Origin of the sequence: Candidatus Poriferisodalis sp. (genome assembly GCF_965221945.1) — a bacterium.
Taxonomy (GTDB): domain Bacteria; phylum Actinomycetota; class Acidimicrobiia; order Acidimicrobiales; family Poriferisodalaceae; genus Poriferisodalis.
On record NZ_OZ244925.1, the window covers coordinates 2,152,563 to 2,176,684 of the forward strand.

At 64.7% G+C, this 24,122-nt stretch carries 14 protein-coding genes; 2 read left to right on the top strand and 12 right to left on the bottom strand.

The window, feature by feature from the left end; all coding sequences use genetic code 11:
* Window positions 1-92 precede the first annotated feature (92 nt).
* The 7 genes from ACOQPH_RS10000 to ACOQPH_RS10030 all read right to left on the bottom strand — a co-directional run bounded on the left by ACOQPH_RS10000 (window position 93) and on the right by ACOQPH_RS10030 (window position 10,500).
* On the bottom strand, window positions 93-2,000 hold the full coding sequence (locus ACOQPH_RS10000) for an AAA family ATPase (protein WP_420621255.1): 1,908 nt from the start codon (window positions 1,998-2,000) through the stop codon (window positions 93-95).
* Window positions 1,997-2,923: a hypothetical protein gene (locus ACOQPH_RS10005; RefSeq protein ID WP_420621256.1), complete on the bottom strand. Its 927-nt coding sequence runs from the start codon at window positions 2,921-2,923 to the stop codon at window positions 1,997-1,999. Before ACOQPH_RS10005 ends, ACOQPH_RS10000 begins: the two co-directional genes overlap by 4 nt.
* Window positions 2,920-3,900 (bottom strand): hypothetical protein, encoded by a 981-nt coding sequence (locus ACOQPH_RS10010; RefSeq protein WP_420621257.1) that lies wholly within the window; start codon window positions 3,898-3,900, stop codon window positions 2,920-2,922. Before ACOQPH_RS10010 ends, ACOQPH_RS10005 begins: the two co-directional genes overlap by 4 nt.
* Window positions 3,897-4,298 (bottom strand): hypothetical protein, encoded by a 402-nt coding sequence (locus ACOQPH_RS10015; RefSeq protein ID WP_420621258.1) that lies wholly within the window; start codon window positions 4,296-4,298, stop codon window positions 3,897-3,899. Before ACOQPH_RS10015 ends, ACOQPH_RS10010 begins: the two co-directional genes overlap by 4 nt.
* A gap of 78 nt (window positions 4,299-4,376) precedes the next feature.
* Window positions 4,377-6,407, bottom strand: a complete 2,031-nt coding sequence (locus ACOQPH_RS10020) for an AAA family ATPase (RefSeq protein ID WP_420621259.1) — start codon at window positions 6,405-6,407, stop codon at window positions 4,377-4,379.
* On the bottom strand, window positions 6,404-9,640 hold the full coding sequence (locus tag ACOQPH_RS10025) for a DEAD/DEAH box helicase (RefSeq protein ID WP_420621260.1): 3,237 nt from the start codon (window positions 9,638-9,640) through the stop codon (window positions 6,404-6,406). The genes ACOQPH_RS10020 and ACOQPH_RS10025 overlap by 4 nt, the downstream gene beginning before the upstream one ends.
* Window positions 9,641-9,984: 344 nt before the next feature.
* Window positions 9,985-10,500 carry a hypothetical protein gene (locus ACOQPH_RS10030; RefSeq protein ID WP_420621261.1) on the bottom strand — a complete coding sequence of 172 codons (516 nt, stop codon included), beginning with the start codon at window positions 10,498-10,500 and terminating at the stop codon, window positions 9,985-9,987.
* On the opposite strand from ACOQPH_RS10030, the gene ACOQPH_RS10035 reads away from it, so the two are divergent.
* The gene (locus ACOQPH_RS10035) at window positions 10,499-10,864 is read left to right on the top strand and encodes a hypothetical protein (RefSeq protein WP_420621262.1); all 366 of its coding nucleotides are present in this window, start codon (window positions 10,499-10,501) and stop codon (window positions 10,862-10,864) included. The two genes, ACOQPH_RS10030 and ACOQPH_RS10035, sit on opposite strands and share 2 nt — an antisense overlap.
* 324 nt (window positions 10,865-11,188) lie before the next feature.
* On the opposite strand, the gene ACOQPH_RS10040 is transcribed toward ACOQPH_RS10035, so the two are convergent.
* The 4 genes from ACOQPH_RS10040 to rpsO all read right to left on the bottom strand — a co-directional run bounded on the left by ACOQPH_RS10040 (window position 11,189) and on the right by rpsO (window position 15,255).
* Window positions 11,189-11,323, bottom strand: coding sequence for a hypothetical protein (locus ACOQPH_RS10040; protein WP_420621263.1), 135 nt, complete (start codon window positions 11,321-11,323; stop codon window positions 11,189-11,191).
* A gap of 121 nt (window positions 11,324-11,444) precedes the next feature.
* A complete protein-coding gene (gene dapB / locus ACOQPH_RS10045; protein ID WP_420624338.1) occupies window positions 11,445-12,179 on the bottom strand; it encodes a 4-hydroxy-tetrahydrodipicolinate reductase in 735 nt (244 codons plus the stop codon).
* A 127-nt stretch (window positions 12,180-12,306) separates the two neighbouring features.
* Complete coding sequence (locus tag ACOQPH_RS10050; protein WP_420621264.1) at window positions 12,307-14,823, bottom strand: polyribonucleotide nucleotidyltransferase; 2,517 nt, start codon at window positions 14,821-14,823, stop codon at window positions 12,307-12,309.
* Window positions 14,824-14,982: 159 nt separating this feature from the next.
* Window positions 14,983-15,255, bottom strand: a complete 273-nt coding sequence (gene rpsO / locus ACOQPH_RS10055) for a 30S ribosomal protein S15 (RefSeq protein WP_420621265.1) — start codon at window positions 15,253-15,255, stop codon at window positions 14,983-14,985.
* 355 nt (window positions 15,256-15,610) lie between these two features.
* Between rpsO and ACOQPH_RS10060 the strand changes: the two genes are divergently transcribed.
* On the top strand, window positions 15,611-22,435 hold the full coding sequence (locus ACOQPH_RS10060; protein ID WP_420621266.1) for an integrase core domain-containing protein: 6,825 nt from the start codon (window positions 15,611-15,613) through the stop codon (window positions 22,433-22,435).
* A 726-nt stretch (window positions 22,436-23,161) separates the two neighbouring features.
* On the opposite strand, the gene ACOQPH_RS10065 is transcribed toward ACOQPH_RS10060, so the two are convergent.
* Complete coding sequence (locus ACOQPH_RS10065) at window positions 23,162-24,106, bottom strand: bifunctional riboflavin kinase/FAD synthetase (RefSeq protein WP_420621267.1); 945 nt, start codon at window positions 24,104-24,106, stop codon at window positions 23,162-23,164.
* Between the last annotated feature and the right edge of the window lie 16 nt (window positions 24,107-24,122).

A 24,122-nucleotide genomic window follows, 5' to 3' on the forward strand; every position in this document is an offset into this window, starting at 1 on the left:
GAGTTCGTCCGTTGCCGTTAGTTGCCAAGGTCAGCCTTCCGGGGTCTGATGCGGGTTTGCATCTGAGTGAAGGAGCGCTGTGGGTATCGGCGTCAAGGGTGCGCTGGCCCGGGTTCGATTTCGTCGCGGGGATTGTCTCTCTGCCGCTTGGCGAGACTCTCGCGCACGAGCTCCTGTGCCTCCCTGGCGGTCAGATCCAGGAAGCCCGCCGGCCAATCCTCGCCGAGACCGCCGTACACGTTGATCTCCGGCTCGCGATACCGGGTGATGCCATCCTCGTTCTCCGCGAACACGAGACCGACCAGGGCGTGCGCTTCATTGGACTCGTCCTGAGCAATCCGGTACCGCAGTCGATTGACCAGATGCTCGCTGTGCGTTTCGAGCACGATCTGGCGGCCAGACCTGCAGCAGGCGAGTAGGAAGTCTGCGAGGTCCTGCTGGAGCCGTGGGTGCAGATGCAGTTCTGGTTGTTCGAGAACGACCAGCGTGCCGGGCTCGGCGAGGAGGCAGAGGAGGATGACCGGCAAGACTTGGCTAACGCCAACCCCCACAGAGGTCAGGTCGACTTCACGCTCGAGCCCCTTCGGCGTAACACTCAATCCGATGCCGATGCGACCCCGATCCTCCGATCGAGCGTTCTCTGCCAAGTCGAATTCGCGTAGCCAGTAGTTCAGCGCTGCGTCGAGTCGGCGTTGTTCACCATGACCCGTGGGCGTCGGCATGAGCACTGTGCGATTCGCTTGTGCGTGGAGCACCGCTGCGGAGTACTCACCTCGCACGCCCAGATCCAGCTTGGACGGGCCGGGGTCGTAGAGAACGTGAGGCGCTTCGCGGAGAGGACCGAGATAACGCACCGCCGAGCGGAAGAAGAGCAGCGACGCGAGGCCGCACCGAGCAAGCGCCTCGCCCGCTGGACCCGATTGTTCGACAAGGACCTCGTCGTCGATCCAGTGTTCCTCACTCAGCGCCTCACGCAGCAGCTGCCGGAACGTCGCCTCGCCCAAGTGAACCATGCTGCGGCCAACCGTTTGACGCTGATCGGCCGAAAACTGCCGGATCCGCCGATACAGAACCCGGTCGAACTCGTCACCCCACGTTTCGAATCCGCTGGTGATTGGAAGCCCTCTGCTCGAATCGAGTGACTTGAGGTCGGTCCGGGCTTGAGCGATCGCTGCCGGTGAAGGTTTCCTCGGCTGCCCTTTCTCGGCAACTTCAGCCTTCTGTTCCCGCAGCTCCTCGCTCAGCAATTCTTGCGCTGTGTTCCACCAGACCGCTGCCAGCCAATCGAACAGGCCAACGCGTCGCAGCAGGGAGCGAGGCACTCCTCCTCCCAGGACAACGGCGTCGATGGCGCTTGATGCACCGGACTCCCAGTCCTGCACGCGCCCTGTCGCACCGATGGCCCGTCCACTCAGGGACGGCAGACGGCCCCGTCTGCCAATAAAGCGGAGGTCAGTCGAGGAATCCAATGCCGTCGTGAACTCACTGACGTCGCACGAAAGCAGCCGGGTGATCTCACCGTCGCTGTCTGGCCAGAGTGAACCGATCTCGATCTGCAGAGCGCTCAGGTGCGCGAACCCGCTCGTCGACCCGTCCTCTCCGTCAGCAGATTCAGCATCGGTGAGATAGGCCCGCCAGAGGAGCTGTGTGAGTGGCTGCTCATCCTCATCTGCCTCGGTCGGGAGCCTTCCAATTGGGGAACCTGCGTCGACGAGTTCGAACGCAACCTGCATCGGTTCGTCGGGTCTCGTAGTCAGGAAGTTGCGAGTCTCATCGAAGGTCCCGAGGCGGACGAACTCGCCGTTCAGCGGGAACTCTGCGGTGCTCGTACCAGCTCGCACGGCCTGCGTGACTGCCAAGATTGCCTGGAGCAGGGTGCTCTTACCCGAGCTGTTGGCGCCGACCACAACGGTGAGCGGGCGCAGGTCAACCGACGCCTGCGCAACCGACTTAAAGTCCTGGAGCTCGATCCTTCGCAGTTGGTACGGGTGACTGATCATCCTGCAATTCGTTCCCCGAGGAGATGTACCTCGTCGAAGGCGTCATGACCGGGTCTGCGGACAGCCCCTGCGGATAGCAGGCCGCTACGTGTGACGTCGGAGCGTCCAGCAGGTGCCTCAGTTGAGACCTCGGCAGCCAGCTCCCACGCGAGCGTGGCAAGCTCCAAGGCAAGATCAGACTCTGGGCCCAGAATCGGGGGATCTTGCGCCAGCATCTCAGTCAAGAGGTTGTCGGAGATCGTTAGCTGACGTGACCGGCGTGTTGATCGCCACTCCCAGAACTCCTCAACGACTTCGGGGCCGTCAGTTGCACAGTCGAGCTGGCCTCTACGCAGCAGCTCAGGGTCGAGCTCCCAGACGGTGCCGCCGTCGATGAGTACCGCTGTGGACTCGCGGGTCAGAGTGCGGAACACCGACCCCTCATCGGCCTTGAATGCCCATCGACGGTCGCTCTCTCCAGTGAGAGCAGATCCGCTCCAAATCTCGTTGCCCTGGGCGCGCTCGGTCGCCGGATTGCCGAGTGCGATTGAGCTCAGTGCCTCAAGAGATCTTTCGTCCAGGCGGCCGACCAAACGATCGACCTGGAAGGTCCAAGCGACACCGCGAAGGTCGGTTTGGACGACGGCGTCGTAGGGCGCTCCGCTCGTGGAACTCGGAACAACGCCGTCGACGCTTGTGGCGAGTTCCGGAGCGCTGTGGACCAGCACCACCTCAGCGAACTCGCTTGTCGGATCGACACCGACGACAAGGCACAGCCGCCGCGTTCCGGCGGCGCCCTCCCGGATTGGAGGCTGCACAATGCGCACGTCGCCTCTCGAGATTCGACGCGTCGCACTATCGCTCAGCGAGCGCGCCGGCTCCAGATATTGGCTGCGGCGCTGGGCCTCGACCGCAGATCGGACGGTGGCGGGGATTTCGGTCATGCCGTGCCTTCCTCCAGACCATCTAGCTCATCGTTGAGCCGTGCCAGCTCCTCGAGTAGCGCCCGCGTAGCTTCGCCGTGGAGCTCTTCCGGCAGTTCTGCAATGAGTTGACGTTCGACGATCGCGAGAACCTCGGACTTACGGTCGGCGATCCACGGCCGCGAACAGCCCGTGCGACGAGCCAGCTCTCCGTCCGAGATGTCCTGGCTCTTGCCGAGCAGGACGATCCGGTGGGCGTCGTCGAGTTGGGCGATGACGTCGTCGATCAGGGTTGGCATGGCGGCACGTTGGAGCTCGATATCTGGCGTCGACTGGGAGCGATAGTTCTCCTCGCCTTCGCGAAGGACCGTTGGCAGCCAGGCTGTCAACGCGATCTCGAGAATCCTGCGAAGGTCGGAGATGAGGACGCCTTCGAACTCGTCGAGCAACTCCCTGAGGAGGAGACGCAGGTTCTCGCCGTTGAAGACCTTCGACTCGCGTACGCCACTCGGGTTGGACGGGATCCGGGGCACGTGCCCGGTGCGCGCGACAGCGCGCCGGACCTCTGCATCCGTGAGGGCGTGAGGATCGCGGGCGGTGCCGCGGACTTGGACAAACCGGTCCGAGCCGAGCTGAACGGTCTCGTAAGCGTCGCCCTCGAGCTCTTTGTCGATTCGGTTCAAGAGCCGGTCGACCACTGTTATCGACCGTCGGTGTGTCAGTACTCTCCGGACCTGAAATGCAAGCAGTCGCGCCAGAGAGTCCTCGTCCGTGGCGAGGTCGAGGACGTACTCGAGCTGGTTCTCGCCGAGGAGGCGCTGCAGGGTCACCTCCTGGGCAAGGTCGCGAAGCGACTCCTCCGACCACTCCTCGCTGTTGTTGAAAGTCACTGGTGGGTACTTGCGCGCCACCCGGCCACAGACTGCGAGAAGAAGCTCCCAAAACAGCGGCCCGATGCCGTCGCGGCGGCACTCTCGCCGGAGTTCGTCGAAGCTCACAGTCGGAGGGCCCGTTCCATCTCGGAGTGGAGCGCCGACTCCGCCGGCTCATCACAGGAGTAATTGTCGTCACAGAGCGACGAAACGGGAACGACGACGGGAATCCGAAAGTTGATCCATCCATCTTCGTCCAGCTGGCAGCGGCTGAAGTCGGATGCGTGATCGTGGGCCGGGTGCGCGTAGCTCGACGGGACCGATGCGGAACGCGCGAAGAGCGTGGCATTCGGGCCATATTCAGTTGCCAAGACGACACGCCGACCGGTCCCCCAATGCTTCTCGGAGTAGGGGTAGCCGTCCTCCCGCAGGACGTCTTCGTGTCGCACGCAGAACCAGTGTCCTGGTCCATAGTTGAACTCGGGTCCGAGCTGGCGTCTGATGTTTGTCCAGTCGTTGTCCATCCTCGCCGCCAACAGCCTCCGTCGTGGCCGACGTGACCCTACGTCACTTGCTCACGACGGATCGCCGCTCGGAGGCGCTCAACGGGGCGGGCGGAGACCGCGAGGAAGCGGCCGGGCGTGGACGACGGCGAGCTCCTTGTTGGCGCGGGTCAGGCTCGTGTAGAGGACGCCCTGCCTTCCGACATTCTCAGGGAAGTCCCCGGGCTCTACGACTACCGCACCGTCGAATTCAAGCCCGCGCGCCTCGTCGGGGTGGAGGATGACGACCGTCGCACCGTCCCACGTCCAGCTGTGTTGATATCGGCCGCGAACCCAACCGCGCTTTCGGAACTCGACCGACGGCGGCCTCGGCTCGGTGGAGATGACCGCCACCATCCCCGTGTGGCGGTTGGTGAGGTCGATTGCCGCGTCGACGGCCGCAGAGGCAAGTTCGCCGGCGGACACCCTCCTAACGGTGGGCTGCGGTCCGTCTCGAAGCGCCTGCTCCCCCCGTTCACCGCGTGGCAGCAGTTGGTTTGCGAACCGGAGGATCTGCCGCGTCGACCGGTAGCCCATCTGGAGCACGCGGACGTCGCAGTGCCCTGTGTCGTCGGTCATCTCAAGATCCACTACGAGTTCCTGCCAAGTCGCCGCAGTCCAGTCGGATCGCCGCTGATTCATGTCTCCGAACAGCGAGAGTGAGCCGCCATGCTCGAGCAACGAACTAGTGAGAATGCGCCACTCCAGGGGGCGAACATCCTGCGCCTCGTCGACGATCAGGTGCCCGATCCGCTCACCAATCGCGCGGGGGTCGAGCGACAAGGCAACCGTGGCAAGCATCGGCAGATAGCGGACCTGCCCTGAGATCTCGTGCCAGCTGGGGAGACCTCGAAGCGCAGCCAGGATCTCGGCGTCAGCGATCTCGGATTCGTTGGCGTGCTTCATGGCCTCGACGACGCGACGAATGCGTTGTTCCATGCGACCCGACGTGGGACGGTCAGCCATCGACCTCACAAAGTGGTCGATTGTCCTGCCGAGGGCCCAGGACGATTCGATCCGTCCGATGGTTCCCGGCTTCAGATTGGACCGGAGCTCGGCGACTTTGCGCAGCAGGGCCGGAAGACTGAGGACCCGGATCTCGGCCCCCGGCTCCTTCAATTCAGAGATGATCGGCGTCACGTGCTCGACGTAGTGATCGGACGGTCCGACGATCGCGATGCGAGCGATCTGTTCAGACTCTCGCTCACTGCTCGTGAGGTAGACGGCTCTGTGGGCAGCGACAACGGTCTTGCCTGTGCCCGGCTGTCCCTGCACCACCAGCCCTCGGTTGCCGGCGGCGGCAACAAGCTGGTACTGGTCGGGCTGCATCGTCGGCAGAACCGCACCCATGCGGCCCCGCTTCGGCATCTGCATGACCTTGACAACCGCATCGGCCGCACGAAGGTCTTCCAGGCGAGTCTCGACCTCCCTCGCGGTCTCGGCGGCGACTGGCTCAGACGGTTCGATCGTCGGCGAATCGTCGAGCGCAGCGGCCTCTGGCGTCGGCGAATCGTCGAGCGCAGCGGCCTCTGGCGCCGGCGGGGGTTGCTCCTCATCAGTCGGTTGAACCGTTTTCCGGCGTCGCGTCGGCGCCGTCGGGATCTCGAGGGCACATACCTGGCTCTTGAAGGGGTCTGCGGCGCCGGTCTCGATCTCATCGGAGTAATCGACGAGGTCGGTGAGGTGAAGTACGAACGTCCGTCGCCCGGTCACGGATGACGCAATCTCGTGCCCCGAACAGCGGCCCTCGAAATACAGGCTTGCGATCGGGGCAGCCCAGTTGACCGTCTCGAACCCGTCCTTTTCCACGTGCCAGCCGGCAATGTAAAAGGTCGGGCCCATCATGTCGGAGTAGGAGTGGCCGTCCTCAAGCGCTACTCGGCCGATGACGGCAGCTGTCGCCCCGCGGTCGATGCCGGGTCGCGGGAGCGAAGTGGTGGTCCACTGCTGACTCTGGACGACGGCGATCTGCTTGACGAGGTGGGGCTGCTCGTCGAGCAGGCGCTCGATTTCGCTCAGATACTGCTCGTTGACGGCGCGCTCGGCGTCCAAGACGGTTTGGTGGTCTTGTTCGTGTGTCGTATCAGTCACTGGGTTGTTACCTCTGCGACGCAAACTGCGATGGTCTCGACGTCCATGTGACCATCAAGGCTCTGCTCGAGTCGTTCCTCGGCTTCCCGCAGCAGTCGATCCTGATTCGACCGCTGGGCATTCTGGAGGTGGATCACCCCGGTGCTCCCTCTCTCCTTCAGGGTCTCAATGCGGCGCTCGATCTGGGCAACCTTCCGAGCGTGGGTTTCCCGCAGGCTGATACGCCGAGATTCAACGAGCGCGGTGTTCATCGCCTGGCGACGATGGGACTCTTCCTCTTGTCGTCGCCGAAGCGAACGCTCGGCTTCCCTGAGACTGGCGGCGAGATCCACGCCAATCCGCGCCTCCTGCTCTTCAAGCTGAGACTCTGCGAGCGCAGCCAAAACCGCCGACCCGACGTCCTCACTCGTCAGGACTCCCGTACCTAGGTCGACCGCCGCCGTCCAGAACTCGACCGACGGCCGGAGCCCGTCCCATCTGGCCACAGCCACGAGGACGAGGTACGAGCCCGGCGTGACAGCGCTGCTTTTGACTCCAATATGACCGAAGCGCGCCTGAGATGAACCGGGGACGCGAAGCGCCGCTCGCACCAGCGGATTGGTGGCAGAGAGGAGGTGCTGGCCCGTCTTGCGAGCGTGCTCCGGATCGAGACAGAGCACCACGTCACTTTCGTCGAGCATCGCCTTGGCCAGCTCGTCAACCTCGGTTCGTGATCGCTCACCTGCAGACTGCACACCTCGTAGGTGCTGCTCCATCGCTGCGTTACCTCGGAGCGTGAGGTGGGTGCCGCCGCTGTCCACCTCGCAGTGTGCTCCGGGTGCGCCCGCGGCCCAATCGCGTAGCAGGTGGACCAACTCGGGTTGGCCGATATACCGGCCGGACTCGAGGAGGTCTTCCTCCAGACCGTCAATCTCTGCCGTGTCGGTCGAAGACAGGAAAGAGGCTGCGACTTCGATGTCGTCGATCGCGAGCCGCTGTTCCTCGATCGCCGCCAGCATCTCGTTTAGCCGGCGTTCGCGTTCGGGCTCTGTCAGAGAGAAGTCGAACATTGCACGGCGCAGATCTCCCATCCGCGACTGGAGGATCGGTTCGAGCTCACCGATGGAGTCTGTGAAGACGCCGATCCGCTGATGCACTCGTTCGATGATGTCGGACTCGATGGTTCCGGGTGTGTGGAAGTTGAGGACGAGGATCTTCTCCTCCATCTGACCGAATCGGTCGACTCGGCCGATCCGTTGCTCGACCTCCATTGGATTCCAAGGGAGGTCGTAGTTGACGACGGCCGAGCAGAACTCGAAGTCGAGGCCCTCGCTCGCGACTCGGCTCGCAAGGAGAACGTCGAAGTCGTGGTCGCGGAATCTTCGCATGATGTCGTGCCGGGCCTCGCGGCCGACCCCGCCGTGCATGACCGCGATGCGGAAGTCCACGCTCAGTCGTTCGCTGAGGTACGCCAACGCGCGCCGAGAGAAAGTGAACACAAGCACTCGACGACCGCTCTCGACGACTGGCCGGAGATGCGCTAGGAAGGCATCGAACTTGGTGTCGACCTCGCCCAAGCTGCGCGCTAGCTCAAGCACCTCGGCCGGGGGACTCGTGATGTCCCACGAAACGTCGTCGTCTGTTTCGTCGAGGTCTTCGTCCCCCAGCTCGTCTCGCCAGTTCAAGACCCGGTCCCGGGCTGCTGGAAGGCAGGTGCTCGCAAGGCGAAGAGGCATCTGGGTCACGAAGCCGACCGGCAGCCGCAAGGCTCTGGCCCGATCGATCTGCCACCGCTCGAATGCGGCGTAGAACTCGGCCTCCGGGTCGGTCCACTCGACGGAAATCGGGACTGCTTCTCTCACCGCCTTCCGCTCCTGCACTTCGACTTTGCGCGTGCGCGTTACGACGGCGGAGAGCGCGTGGAGCTGGCCGATGAGCCGCTTGGCTTGGGCGATCTGGGGTGCCAGCAAGGTCTCGCTTTGGAGAAGTGTCACCAGTTCGCGGTACTCCGGTCGGACAGATACGGCGGGACCGAAGTCCAGTGACTCGACGGCCCTCAGCCGCCGAAGGCGCTCGGCATTCGTCACGTCGGCTTCGAAGAAGCTGGCGCTCAGAGCGTGGAGCACAGCGTTGGGCTCCAGCCGCTGCTCCAGAACGAATCGGTTGTCGAACTCGCCGGGAGCAAGGAGCTGGAGCAGGCTGAAGAGGTCGTCGTTCCCCAGGTTCAGCGGCGTTGCCGACAGGAAGATCAGCGCGTCAGCCCAGTCTGACAGCAGCGCTCCGAACGCGTGGCTCCTGGTTTCTGAATTGCGGAACGCGTGCGCCTCGTCGACGATGACAAGATCGAATCGCGGGGCAAGCTCGGCGAGATCCTCGAGACCGGACCACACCCGCAGCCGTTCGAGACTGCAGACGCCAGCAAACCGCGATGGCATCCGGTCCTCGTCGATTCGTTCCAGCAGCTCATCGAGCCGGGGGCGGTCGAGGTCCTGAAGCTCGTAGTCGAAGCGCTCACGCATCTCCGCGCGCCACTTCGGAACGAGCATCGAGGGACAGACGACGAGAACGCGGTCGGCCTGCCGCCGGGCATCGAGTTCGGTCCAAACGAGTCCGGCTTCGATGGTCTTCCCGAGCCCGACCTCGTCAGCGATCAGAAGGCGGAGCTGGCCTGTCTCGAGAAGTCGGATGACCGGGCGGAACTGATACGCGCGGAAGATCGTCTTGGTGGCACGAAAGGAGTAGACCGTGTCCGTGAGTTGCTCTCGGAGCTTCGCTCGAGTGAGCGTGGCCGCAAAGCGGTCAGCATGAGCCGGTGAGCGCGCAATCCACTCGTAGGGATCGTCGTCGATCTGCGGATGCTGGAGATTGCGTTCAGCGACGTTGACGGTGCGTCCTTCGACACGAATGCGGTACCACCACTGGCCACGGTCGTAGTCGCGGCGACGCACAACCGCCTCTTGTCCAGGCCCCCGCGTCACGGCAGGTGAGTTGACCTCAAAGAGCGGCGGGGCGATGTTGTCTGCGTCGTCCCACCAGGCGCCCATCCAGTCGTAGGCAGCGAGGAGCGGATGCGACTCCGCCATCCAATCGATCTGGGCGGGTGTGGCCGGGGCACCGCCTTCGGCTACGACCATCACCTCGACCTGTGCTCCGTCGTCGAACACGTAGATACCCATCGGTAGCTGAACCTCATCGGCGTCACGCCTGCGCGCGGTGGTGGAGATGGAAACCGAGTCCGGGACGCGCTCACCCACGACCAACATCCGACGCGGCCGCACGGAAGCGACTTCGCGGTCCGCGTCCCCCACTACCGGGTGGTATCGCAAGTAGCCCGTCACTGCTTCACGTCGTCCTCGCTCGAGCGCCCACGCGTAGATGAAGGCGCGCAGGACAAGGAAGTGTCAACGCTATGGCGACCGATCGCGAAATTGCCGGCCTCCGTTGACAGGGTCGGCCGGCGATGAACGGGTCTAGATCCTGGTGGTCGCGATAGACCCTCAGCGTGTGCGGACCCAGGTCATCCGAGTCGCCGCCCCGACTCCGCGTCTCACTTCAACCGAAGTCGGGACCGGTGTCCGATCGATGATCGTGTTGTCAGTCAGGGCGAAACTGCAATTGCCCACGTCAGCGTCAACCAGTAGCCGGCACACAGTACGAGGACGAATGCGACGCGGCTCAACTGAGCGGCGCTGAGGCCCACGACCAAGGCGACGCTCAGCCGGACAACGGCGATGCCCACACTGAACCAGCCGAGCGTCCAGCCGAACGGGACTGCAAGCCGGACCTCGGCGAACCCCAGCAGGTCGCTTCCCCTGAGCCGACTGACGATGCGCGGGAGTGTTTGGATCGCAGTCACAACCATGGCCCCTGCCGCCGCTCCAGTAGATGGAGACGGTGAGCCAGCAACATCGCTGAGGGGCGTGAGACCGGCAATGCTTGCGATCGTGAGCATCTGAATGGTCCGAACCGGGACGCGCATCGTGCGGGCGTCGGTAAGAGCCAGCCAACCGATCACGGCGCCGACGACGACAGCAACGGCAAGATCGCCCATCATGAAGCTGCACACGGCCTGTCGCCCGCGCTGATTCGTCCCCATCGAGGGCGAATTCCACATGCTGGCGCGCCACGCCGGTCTGGCTCGTGAGATGGGGACGCCCGCCGATCGAGTGCTGACGCTGACCGACGGTGCCCATCTGACGCTCGACGGCACGGAGTTCCGTGTGGCCGCTGGGGTGGCGGCGCCGAATCACTTCGTGGACGGCACCCTCGACGACTTCGACGCCGAGGTGGTCGCCGAGCGGCCGGCACTCACCGCTGGCTGCGTGCACGTCACCGTTGCGGTCGACCGCGCGGGCCGGCTGGCTGCGCCGCCCGCGGTGGCCTCGCGCGGTTGGCTCGACACTGCCAAGCACGCAGACTCTGCATCACTGCATTCCGTGCAGATCCAATCACAAAAGCCATTCTTGTCGAACTCTTGAATCTGCTTTTCCGCGCCGTAGTTGACGGGGACCCGTTAGTTGGTCCAGCTGTTATGGGTGTTGGTTGGTTGTGGTTGTCGGTTGGTGGTTCGCAGCGTAGGCGGCTGGTGTTTGCCCGCCAAGCGGCACCCACACCCAACGCCGCCCCGCCATCTCCGCCACCGTCATCGAGCTGGATTGACCGACGCTGTGGCGACAACATGAGGGCTACGTGAAGGCGGGCACGGTGAGTTCTGAGGGCACGGCATCCATGCTGTCGCGGACGTCGACGACCCGAAGTCCCGGAACCGTGCTGACGTTCCGAATCGCCTGCTGGATAGCGTCTCAACGAGTCGAGGCCTCGCGGTCGAACTCCACGGTGCGGTGCCCGATGCTGGCATCGGTGCAACCTGCCTCACTCATCGCCTCGATGGCGGCGTTGACATCCTTGTCGGGATGGCGTTCCGCTTCACGTGGCACCGAGCGAGAGCACGGAGGTGAGCACTCCTCGTGCGAACCAATTTTCGTGGCCGATGCTGTCGTGCCGAACAGCGAGGAGCCGGCTCGCGGCACATTCTGCGGTGATCTTTCGAGCGGGCTGCTAGAGCCCGAGGTACTGGTCGAGGCCGATCGTGACGCCGGGATGATCGGCGATTGCCTTGCAAGCAAGCAAGACGCCTGGCATGAACGACACCCGGTCGAGGCTGTCGTGGCGGATCGTCAGCGTCTCCCCCGCCGTGCCCAGCAGCACCTGTTGGTGTGCCACCAGCCCTCGTAACCGGATCGAATGCACGGGGATGCCACCGGGTCCTTTGCCGCCTCGGGCGCCGGGCAGCACCTCGTCGCGAGTGGGATCAGGGCCCCAGTCGTCCGAGGCCTCGGCCATGGCGCGCACGGTTTGCATGGCAGTGCCCGAGGGCGCATCGACCTTGTTGTCGTGGTGGAGTTCGATGACCTCTGCTGTCGGGAAGAAGGGTGCGGCGAGCTCAGCAAACCGCATCATGAGCACCGCCCCGATGGCGAAGTTCGGTGCGATGAGACAATTGCTGCTGACGAACGCAGCGCGGCACCGCTCGTAGTCGTCGGGATCGAGGCCGCTGGTGCCGACCACGGCGTGGACGCCGTTCGCCGCGCACCACGCCAGGTTCTCCCGGGCTGCTGCAGCAACCGTGAAGTCGATGGCAACGTCGACGCTGGCCGGATCGACCTCGGCGGCAGACGCCACGATGTCGATGCTGTCAGTGACGTCGCGCTGACCCGGCGCACCGGGGTCCACCGCGGCTGCGAGTTCTAGGTCAGCGTCGGCGGCGACCGCCTCGCAGACGGTGGCGCCCATGCGCCCGCCGGCGCCGAATACCAGCACTCTCACCGACGTCACGCTAGTGGCGCGCTCCGTTGCGGGCGGAACGAGTTGCTGTGCCTGCGAAATGTGTTGGCCCAGCCGGCGGGCTGGGCCTCAATCGTTAGCGGCGGCCGCGGCGACGGCCTGAACCCCGTCCGGTTTGCTCGACTTCCGGTCCCAGGTCGCCGTAGACGCCCTTCGCAATCTGTTCGAAGTGCTCGCCGAACGACACGTCCTCGCGGGCTGTACCGCTGGGCGCTGATCCGCTCGCCGGGGCCACGTCGTCGCCATCTCCGGCACCAGCCGATGCATCAGCACCGCCCGCCGTCACTGCCGCTGTCACAGGCGTACGGGATCGGCGTGTGCCGTTGTCTCCCCCACGACCGCGGTCCCGACGTGGCGCGGAGGCATCGTCGTTCGATCCCTCGGCGTCGCCTTCGCTGCCCCCGACCTGAGTCGGATCGGCCGGCGAGAGGCTGATCTTGCCGTTGGGATCGATCTCCTCGACGATGACGCTGATGACGGCTCCCAGTTCGAGCACCTCTTCGACCGAGCTCAGCCGGCGTCTGCCGCCGAGCTTGGAGATGTGCAGCAGACCGTCGGTGCCGGGCAGCACGTTCACAAAGGCGCCGAACTTGGTGATGTTCACCACACGGCCCTCATAGGTCGCCCCAACATCAGGTGTCGGCGGGTTGACAATGAGCCGGATCTGCCGCTCGGCCTCTGCCACCACCTCACGGTCGGTAGCGCCGATGCTCACGGTGCCGACCGTGCCGTCATCGTCCACATTGATGTCGGCGCCGGTCTCTTCCTGGATGGAATTGATGACCTTGCCGCGCGGACCGATGACCTCTGCGATCTTGTCGATCGGGATCTCGAAGCTGGTGATCTTCGGCGCCATCTCACCGACGTCGGGCCTCGGCTCGGCAATCGCTGCGCGCATGACCTCGAGGATCTGCAGGCGAGCCTGTCGGGCCTGGCCCAGCGCCTGGGTCAGCACCTCGGCGGGAATGCCTTCGATCTTGGTGTCGAGCTGGAGCGCGGTGATGGCGTCTTGGGTGCCCGCAATCTTGAAGTCCATGTCGCCGAATGCGTCTTCGGCGCCCAGGATGTCAGTGAGCGTCACGTACTGACCGTCGGCGTACACGAGGCCCATGGCCACACCGGCGACGTGATCGATGATCGGCACGCCGGCGTCCATGAGCGACAGCGACGCTGCGCACACCGAGCCCATCGAGGTGGAGCCGTTGGAGCTGAGCACGTCGGACACCAGCCGGATGGTGTACGGGAAGTCTTCCTTGGACGGGACGACCGGGAAGATGGCGCGCTCAGCGAGTGCGCCGTGCCCGATCTCGCGCCGCTTGGGGCCGCGCATGAATCCGGCTTCGCCGGTGGAGTACGGCGGGAAGTTGTAGTGGTGCATGAAGCGGCGCCGGTCGGCAGGATTCAGGGTGTCGACGATCTGCTCCATCCGGGACATCGCCAAGGTGGTGACATTCAGCACCTGGGTCTCGCCGCGCTGGAACAGCCCCGAGCCGTGAGCGGTGCGCCCGAGGTAGCCCGCAACCGACGAGAGCGGCCGAACCTCATCGGTTGCCCGCCCGTCGATGCGGAAGCCGTCCGCCACGATGCGCTCTCGCACGATCTCCTTCGACAGCGACCTGACGGCGGAGGAAATCTGATCCTTGGCGCTGTCGAGGTCCGCGAATTCTTCGGCAACTTCGGCAATCACTGCTTTGCTGGTCTCGGATTGTGCGGCCTCGCGTTCGGCCTTGTCGGCGATCGCCATCACTTCACGCATGCGATCGCCGGCGACTTCGCGCACGCGATCGAGCACCTCGTCGGAGCAGTCCTTGGTGGAGGTGTACTCCATTGGCTGGATCGGGCCGGAGGCTTCTTCGACCAACCGGCGCAGCGACTTCTGCATCTCGATGATGTCGTCGATCCACTGCTTGGAGGCCTCGAGTCCGCTCGCGAGCACCTCCTCGGTGACCTTCGGTGCGCCCTGCGCGTAGTACGAGAAGGACTTCTCGGTGCCGCCGGCCTCGACCATCATCACGGCGATGTCGCCGTTGGAGAGCTGGCGACCGGCCACGATCATCTCGAACGTGGCGGCGTCGGACTCTTCGTGGGTGGCGAACGGGATCCATTCGCCGTCGGTGGAGTAAGCGATCCGCACGCCGGCGAGCGGGCACTCGAACGGGATGCCGCTCAGCCACAGGGCCGCCGACGCACCGTTCAGCGCCACGAGGTCGTACGGGTTGACGTGGTCGGCGCCGAGAATCGTGCCCACCACGTGGGTGTCGTGGCGGTAGTCGCTCGGGAAGTTCGGACGAAGCGGGCGGTCGATCAGCCGGCAAGTCAGGATCGCATCGTCGGACGCACGCCCCTCTCGCCGGAAGAACGAACCGGGAATCCGGCCTACCGCGTACATGCGCTCCTCGATGTCGACGGTGAGCGGGAAGAACGACGCGCCGTCGCGTGGACGGTTTGACGCTGTTGCGGTGACGAGCACTTGCGTGTCGCCGATTCGGGACGTGACCGCCCCGTTGGCGAGGCCGGCGAGCACGCCGGTCTCGAAGGTGATGGTCTTGTCGGTGCCCGCGATGGGACCGGTGACCGAAATGGCTTCAGCCATGTCTGCTCCTGTTGTGGTGACGGGACCTTCCCGCCTGTTGGTTGATGTTCATCAGGTGTTGCCCATGCATGGGGTTGTGCGACCCCGACCTGCATCCGTCGCAGCGACCGGCAAGCGGCCTTCGCTGCATGTGAGATCGGATGCGGCCGGAGACCCGCGTCAGCGCCGGAGGCCGAGCTTTGCGATCAAAGCTCGGTACCGCTCGACGTCGTTGGTGTTCAGGTAATCGAGCAACCTGCGCCGACGTCCGACGAGCTTCAGCAGCCCTCGGCGGGTGTGGTGGTCTTTGTTGTGGGTATTGAGATGCTCGGTGAGGTGCTCAATGCGAGCGCTCAACTGAGCTACTTGCACCTCGGGCGATCCGGTGTCGGCCTCCGAATGACGATGTTCGTCAATTGTCGAGGCCGCTGGGCTTGATCTCTTGGCACTCATGCCGTTGCTGTATTCCCTCTGTTGTGGCGCCGCATTGGGGTGGAGTGCCCGCTGGTGCAACGCGGCTGGTCGACCCAGCCCTGTTGATGTTTCTCTCTCATAACTGAGGCTACCAGCGCGGACAACACATGCCATCTGCGCCGTCGAGGCGAGCCTGTTCGATCCCGTTGGGGGGATCGCGCAGGAACGTGAACTGAACTCATACACTGCTGTCGTTTTGTACATCCTCCTTTACTCATGAGAGTGGGCCATATCGTGCATCACGAATTCGAGGCGTCCGTCGCCAGCCCTCGGCGGGCGCACTTGCGGCACGCGCTGACCCCCCCCCCCCGCACCTCGTATTCGTAGATCGCCCATGAAGCGGCCGTCTCGCCAGGTGCTGTCCAGAGTCGCGCTCGCCGTCGTGTCCGCTGCGACCCTCATGCCGATCGACTCTGCGGGGGCCCAGACCGTGGTGGACACCGATGCGGGTGTCTCCAACATCGAACAGGCATCGGCAGGCGCGGTCGAAATGTCGGGGTCCACAACGACTCCGGAAATCCTGAAACAGCCCTTCATCACTGGATCGAACACGGGGGGCTACCAGATCTCCTCCGTCGCAATGGCGCTGGGCAGCATCGGCGATCCGCTTCCGGGACAGACTCCAGAACTCCACCTTCGAATGCGGATCCTCGACTCGCAGACAACCAACGGCAAGGTCGAGCCCGATTCGCCCATCTGCGGCAAGCTCACCCCTCCCACGTTTGAGGCGGACGCAGTCAATACATGGACGACCAACCAGACGTGCTCCTTGAACCCCGATTCCACGTACTTCGTCGAACTCAAGTACATGACGACAAACCAGCAGCCGTCGACCAGGCCGGTGGAGCTGAAGTACATGACCGCCGCGGAAGTTCCAGACAGCGGGGACTTTGAGTTTGACACGAGCCATGCGGACAGCCCCGTCGATTATGCCCAACTCGATGATCAGTCTGCAGCGGACTGGAAGATTCCACTCGTCCACAAGCAAGTGGCAAATAACGGAAATCTGACACCGATCGCGGATCAAGCGCTGCTGATCGATGTCAACGATGTCAACGATGTCACGGTTGCTGGGCTGATCATCGACCCCACCGAGCTCGACATTGAGGAGGGGGACTCCGCGAGCTACACCGTGAAGCTGGCGGCAGCGCCGGCAGGGGACGTCACGGTCACCATCGGGGGCCACGACAACACTGATGCGACGCTGTCGGGCTCTGGCCTCACTGGCAGCGACCTCACGTTCACGACATCGAACTGGAACAACCTCCAGACGGTCACCGTGACGGCCGAAGAAGACGGCGACAACGACGACGAAGCAGCCATCGACCTCACCCACACCGCCACCAGCACTGGTGACACCAACTACGACAACCTCACCGGCAGCACCGTCACCGTCTCCATCGAAGACGACGACGAGGCCGGGCTGATCATCGAACCCACCGATCTCGCCATCACCGAGGGGGAGGTCGCGGTCCCGGACGGCAACATCTATCTCGTCCCGACGGGATACACCTACACCGTCAAGCTGGCGACCGAGCCGGAGGCGGACGTCGACGTCGAGGTCACGGGCCATGCAGGCACCAGCGCGGTGCTGACAGGTGTCACGAATGACACGCTCACCTTCACCCCCAGCAACTGGGACATGGCCCAGACCGTCGTCGTCACCGCCGACGAGGATGACGACGACGACGACGAGACAGTCACCCTCTCCCATGAGGCCAGCAGCACCGGCGACAACGACTACGAAGGGCTGACCGGCAGCGATGTCACCGTCACGATCACCGACAACGACGAGGCCGGGCTGATCTTCGACATCGACCCCCTCGAACTCACCGTTGACGAGGAGGATTCCGCCAGTTACACCGTGAGGCTGGCCTCCAAGCCACAAACGGCCGTCGTCGTCGTCCTAACTGGTCAATCGGGCAGTGACGTATCGCTGATGGGCGATGTGCAGACGAACACTCTCAATTTCACCCCCGATGACTGGAACACACCCAAGACCATCACCGTCGTGGCCGATCACGACGACGACGGCCGCAACGACATCTTCGACCTCAATCACTCAACAGCCGGTTTGGACCCCGGCTACGACCTCGTCGAAGTTGTCCAGGTCGAGATCACTGTCACCGACAACGACCCTGCCGGGCTGATCTTCAGCCTCAACGCCCTCGTGCTTGCCGTTACCGAGGAAATGCCCGCGAGCTACACCGTGCAGCTGGCCACCGAGCCGCAAGCGACCGTCTTCGTCCTCCTGGGGTCAGACCCAGTCACCTCGTTGACGATGTTAGGCGACGTGGTGGGGTTCACACTCACCTTCGAGCCCGATGAATGGGACACGCCCCAGACCGTCACCTTCGAGGTCGACCACGACGATGACGGCCGCGACGGCAGCTTTGACCTTGTCCACTCCATCACCAGCAACGGCGACAGCGACTACAACGGCGTCGGAGACCCGGAGATCACGGTCACCGTCGACGACGACGACAACCCCGATGTGATTGTGGATCACACCGAAATCACGGCTGTCGAGGGGAGTTTCCAGAACTTCACCGTGAGACTCGCCACTGAGCCGTCCGATGCGGTCACCGTCACCATCTCGGGCCACTCCGGCACCGACGCGTCATTGTCAGGCAGTGACGTATCCAGTGACGCACTCTCCTTCGACGCCAACAACTGGGACACGCCCCAGACCGTCACCGTCGACGCCGACGAAGACGTCGACACCACCGAAGACGAGGTCTTCCTCCGCTACACCGCCACCAGCACCGATGACACCGAATACCACAATCTCACTGACGACCTCGTGAAGGTCACCATCACCGACAACGACAGCCCTGGCCTCGCCATCAATCCGCCCGCGATCAACGTCGACGAGGGCGCCTCCGCTAGCTACACCGTGGAGCTCGGCACCCAACCGGCCACGGACGTCACCGTCACCGTCACCGTCCCAGCCAACTCCGGCGCGTCACTGTCTGGCGGCGCGCTGACGCGCGACCTCACCTTCAACTCCGGCAATTGGAATGTGCCTCAGACCGTCACTGTCACGGCTCATGAAGACGATGACGCCCGCAACGGCGCAGTCGACATCAGCCACTCCTCATCCGGCGCCGACTACGTCAACCTCATCATCAGCGACGTCGGGGTCACCATCCTCGACGACGACGAAGCCGAGCTGGTCATCGACCCCACCGCGATTGATGTGGAGGAGGAAGGTTCTGCGAGCTACACCGTGAGGCTGGCCACTGCGCCGTCTGCGGGCGTCACCGTCGACATCGACGGCCACGGCGGCACCGATGCGTCGCTGTCGGGCAGCGACGTGTCCAATGACGCACTCACCTTCACCACCGGCAACTGGGACACGCCCCAAACCGTCACCGTCGCGGCTGCAGACGACGGCGACAACGACGACGAAGCACCCGTCAACCTCACCCACACCGCTTTCAGCTCCGACAACCAATACAACAACCTCGCCGGCGATCCCGTCAGGGTCACCATCACCGACAACGACGACGTCGGCATCGTCGGGAGCGACACCGCCGTAGTGCTCGTGTCCACCGACTCCTTCGAACTCGTCGAGGGCGGTTCGGGCGACTACACGATCACGCTGGGCCGGCTGCCGACCGAAGACGTGACCATCTCCATCATCGGCAACACCGGCAGCGACGTGTCCGTGACCGGCAACACGCTGAGCAACGACGTCACGCTGACCTTCACGGCCGCGAACTGGTCCACCGAGCAGACCGTGACCGTGACCGCCAACCAGGACGACGATGCGATCGACGAGATCGACGTGACGCTCATTCATGTGGCCGAGAGCGCGGACTCGGCCTACAACGGCATCAGCGTCGACTCGATCACCGTCGCCGTCGACGACGACGACACCGCCGGAGTCACCGTGTCGGCCACCGAGCTGTCGGTGACCGAGGGCAGTTCGAACACCTATGAGGTGTCGCTGAGCTCGCAGCCAAGAGAAGACGTCACCGTCACCATCGCCGGGCACGACGGCAGCGACCTGACCCTCGGCGGAGGCGCGCTGAACAGCGACTACGGGCTGACGTTCACGGCCGCGAACTGGTCCACTGCGCAGATCGTGACGGTGACCGCCGCCGAGGACGACGATGCCGGCACAGATCTCCCGGTCGAGCTCACCCACACGGCCGTCAGCGGCGATCCTGACTATGACGGCATCAGCGTCGACTCGGTCACGGCTGCCATCACCGAGAAGGACGCCGCCGCAATCACAGTGAAAGACACTGCCGCGACCACCGAGATGGACACGGAGTTGGACGTGCCGGAGATCGGCACCGGTACCTACACCGTCACGCTGTCGCACCCGCCGACCAGCGACGTGACCATCGACATCACCGTCAGCTGCGACACCGAGAGCTGCGAGGTGACCACCAATCCCACCCAGCTAGTCTTCACCCCCGATAACGGCACAGCGCCCCAGACCGTCACGGTGATCGCCGGCAACGACGATGACGCCATCTCCGACGGCGCCACGATCACTCATGCCATCGCTCCGGGCAGCGCCGACGAATACGCCCTGGTCGTCGTGGCCGACGTCATCGTCAACGTCACCGACAACGACACAGCGGGTCTGAGCGTCTCGCCTGCTGTGCCTGCTGTGCCTGCTGTGATCGGGATCGTGGAGGAAGGCACCGGCACATTCACGGTCGTGCTGACCAGCGAGCCTTCGGACGACGTGACCGTCGCGGTGACCTCCGCCGACCCCGCCATCGCGACCGTCACCGAAGGCGCGTCGCTGACGTTCACCGCCACGAACTGGAATACCGCCCAGACCGTCACCGTGTCAGGCACCGACGACGCCGACACCGACAACGGCACTGTCATCGTGACCGCCAACGCGTCCTCGACCGACGCCGACTACCAGGGCGACACCGCCCAGGTCACCGTCGCCGTGACCGACAACGACACCGATGCCGTGGTGCTGTCAGTGCCGTTGCTGACCGTGACCGAGGGCGAGACCGGTACCTACACCCTGTCGCTCGCACGAGCGCCCACAGCCGACGTGACCATCGGCATCGCGGCAACTGGCGGCGTCACCGTCAACGACGATGCCACCGCCAGCGTGACGTTCACACCCTCGAACTGGCAGCAGCCCCGCCAGGTGACAGTTGCGGCGGCCGAGGATGACGACGAGGTGAACGACACGGCCACGATCACCCACGACATCGCTCCAGGCAGCGCCGCCGAGTACGACAACATCAGTATCGGCGACGTCAAGGTGGCGATCTCCGACAACGATGGTCCCGGACTCAAGATCCACTCGGAGGCTCTGGCAGTCACCAACCGCGGGACAACGACCTACACGGTCAGTCTCAACAGTGCACCCGACCCTGGCGTGACACAGAACAGCTTGTCGCCGCAGTTCCAGGTGCCTGAGGTGAGAGCTCCCGGTGACCCCCCCGGATCGTCGACGGACGTAGTCGTGAGAATCTATGCAGGAGGCGGTCTGTCGGTGGAACCGGACAGCCTCACGTTCCCGGCAGACGACTGGGACACGCCCCAGCAGGTCCTGGTGAGCGGCAATAGTGCTGTGACCGGCTCCAGGTTCACGATCGTCCATGTGATCGAAGGCCCCGGCAACTACGCCACCATCCCCAACGAGGGCCTCGATCTGACCGTGACACAGAGTTCGAGCGGCGGTAGCAGCTCGTCCAGTTCGTGTGGTGCGTCTGACTTCGCGCGACGGGATCCCGGTTCTTTCAGACTGCATCTGAGATGGTTGCTGGCCTTGATTATGGAGGCCGTCAACGATGACATCGACACCGCGGAAGCCGAAGCGGATGCTGACAGCAGAGCAGAAGTACGACTTGTGGCTGGGGATGCTGACGGGGCAGATCTCCCAGGCCGACGCCGCAGCCGAGGCTGGGGTGGATCGGTCGGTGATCACCCGGCTGCGAGCGGTTGCCCGCGATGGAGCGATCGCGGCGCTGGGGGCGTCGAGGCCGGGCCGGCCGCGTCAGTCTCGCCAGGAGGCGTCGGAGGCCGCGGCGTTGCGGGCCGAGGTCGACCGGCTCCAGGCGACGGTGGTCGAGCAGGCCGTCGAGTTGGCGGTGCTGCGGGGAAAATCGCGCCCGGGATGAGCGGTCCGGTTCCCGCCCGTGTCGATGGGACCGCCAAGGCGGCGTTGCTGTCCTTGATCGACGATGCGGTCAATGCCGGCTGGACGCTGAACCGGGCGTGCGCGGTGGTCGAGCTGGACCGGGGTCGGGCGTGGCGGTGGCAGCAGCGCCGAGCCGGGGGCGGGCTCGATGACGCCCGCCCGGGCGGGAACCCGATCCACGGGCTCTTGGAGTGGGAGGAGGCTGAGATCTTGGCGTTGTTCGACGAGTGGGGCGACGTGGACCGGTCGCATCGCAAGCTCGCTCACCGCGGCTCCTACGAGCAACGGGTGTGGGCGTCGCCGTCGACCGTCGATCGGGTGCTGGCCCGTCACGGCCTTGCCCTGCAAGGAGCTCCACGACCGGCACGGACCGTGAAGACGCCGTGGCCGCACTGGTGTGAGTGGCACCCGAACCAGCTGTGGTGCTGGGACGGCTCCCAGTTCGAACGCTGCGTCGCCGCCAAGCACGCGTACGCGATTGTCGACCTCGTGTCCCGCAAGCGGATCTCGACCCGCCTCACCGCCAACCCGGACTCGGTCGCCGCCCGGGTCCTGTTCAGCCGCGGGCTCGACAACGAGGGACTGCTCACCGACGAGCTCCGAGCCCGCCTCACCGACCCCGACACCGCGCTCCCCGACGGCGACCAGGCGCCGTTGCTGCTGGCGGTCTCGGACAACGGGACCGAGATGCACGCCAACGAGACCCGCCGGTTCATGGCGCTGTGCTCGATCGCCCAACACTTCGGTCGCCCGTCGACCCCGACCGACCAGGCGTGGATCGAGTCGCTGTGGGGCCACGTCAAACGCGAGCACCCACACCTGACCACGATCACCGACCCGGCCGTGCTCGCCGCCGAACTCGAACGCGTCCGGGTCCACCACAACAGCGTCCGGCTGCACGAAGCGATCGGCTACGTCACCCCCAACGACGAACACCACGGCCGCGGCGACACCATCCGCGCAGCCCGCACCCACGGCATGCGAAACGCCGACGAACAACGCCGAGCCTGGCACCGGAGCCAGCGATGAACCCGCCGACTACCCTCACCAACCACAACCCGCCAGCGACCATCGGATACGGCCTGAATCCCAACCCGATCCGTCGCGAAGAGTCAGATACGCCTCATGCGGCGACTGCCACGACAAGCTCCACAACAACAACCAACGCCTCCACCAACACCACGCCACCCGGCAATGGGCCGCCAAACCCCGGACCGACAACAACACCGCCACCAGCCGCAGCGGCACCACCCGCAGTGGCACCGACCGCGCGAACGCTGCCAGCGCTGCGGGCGACAGGGACGACACCCCCCGCCGACGCACCACCAAACCCCGCACCGATACCACCCGCAGTGGTACCGACAGCCGAACCCAGGGAACCGAGCCGCCATGACAGCAACCAACCGCGGCCCACACCCACGGCGCGAGACTGCCACCCAGTTCGTTTCGGCGGTCAGCGAGCGGCTAGCTCAACTCCTTCGCTGAACTCCTTGGCTGAACTCCTTGGCTGAACTCCTTGGCTGAACTCCTTGGCTGAACTCCTTGGCTCAAGACAAGGCCACCCACGCAAACGTTGCCTGACACGGCACTAGTTCTGTATCCGGATACGTGTGGTGGGTTGATGTCCGTGGAGCATCCGCAAGCCCACCGCCAACACCCTCGCAGCGCTGCGCTATATCCGCGCCCGCCGCCTGCACGACTATCTGCGCTGGCGCAACGCCGCGGTCAGTCAGGCTGCGAGCTCTGATTCACACCTCAGGTGTGCAGACACTTGGCCGCGTCTTCGATGTCGCGGCGAAGCTGGGTCTTCAATTCATCGATGCCGTCGAAGCGCCGCTCGGGCCGCAGCCTGCGGACGAATCGCAGCTTGGCCGTCTCGTCGTAGAGATCGCCGCGGAAGCCGATCAGGTGCGCTTCGATCAGCGAACGCTCTGCGAACTCATAGAACGTCGGCCGGCGGCCGATGTTGACTGCAGCCGGGTATTGCGCTCCATCAGGTCGCACGTACCAGGCGGCGTAGACACCATCGGCAGGAATCTGCAGGTCCGGGGTCGTGGGCAGGTTCGCCGTGGGCACCCCGATCTGGCGGCCGCGACGGTCGCCGAGGGTGACGACTCCGCGCACCTCGAACGGCCGACCGAGCAGCCGGTGCGCTCGCTCCACATCGCCGGCAGCAAGTGCCTCGCGGATCGACGTGGACGAGATGATGTCGCCGTCGCCGGTCATCTGCTTCACCAGCGGCAGCCCGACCACCTCGTAGCCGTACTCAGCGCCGACTTGTCGCAGGGTCTCGATGTTGCCTCGGCGTCCCTTGCCGAAATGGAAGTCCGCACCGACGACCACGGCACGAGCAGACAGGCAGTTGACGAGGATCTCGTGGGCGAACTGCTCAGCGGGAACCGCTGCCTGCTTCTCATCGAAGGTCACAACGAGCGTGAAGTCGACGCCGGTCTCGGCCAGCAGCTCCAGCTTGTGGCCGAGATTGCACAGCAGCGGCGGTGCCGATTCCGGTCGTACCACGGTGGCGGGGTGACGGTCGAAGGTCACGACCGCTGTGGCGCAGCCCCGCTCGGCGGCCAGACGATGCATCTCTGAGATCACCGTGCGGTGCCCGCGGTGGACGCCGTCGTACTCCCCCACCGTCGCGACGCTTCCGTGGTCGAGCACCGGACACCAATCCAAGTCGCGGATGACCTCCATGCGCGCAACGCTACTC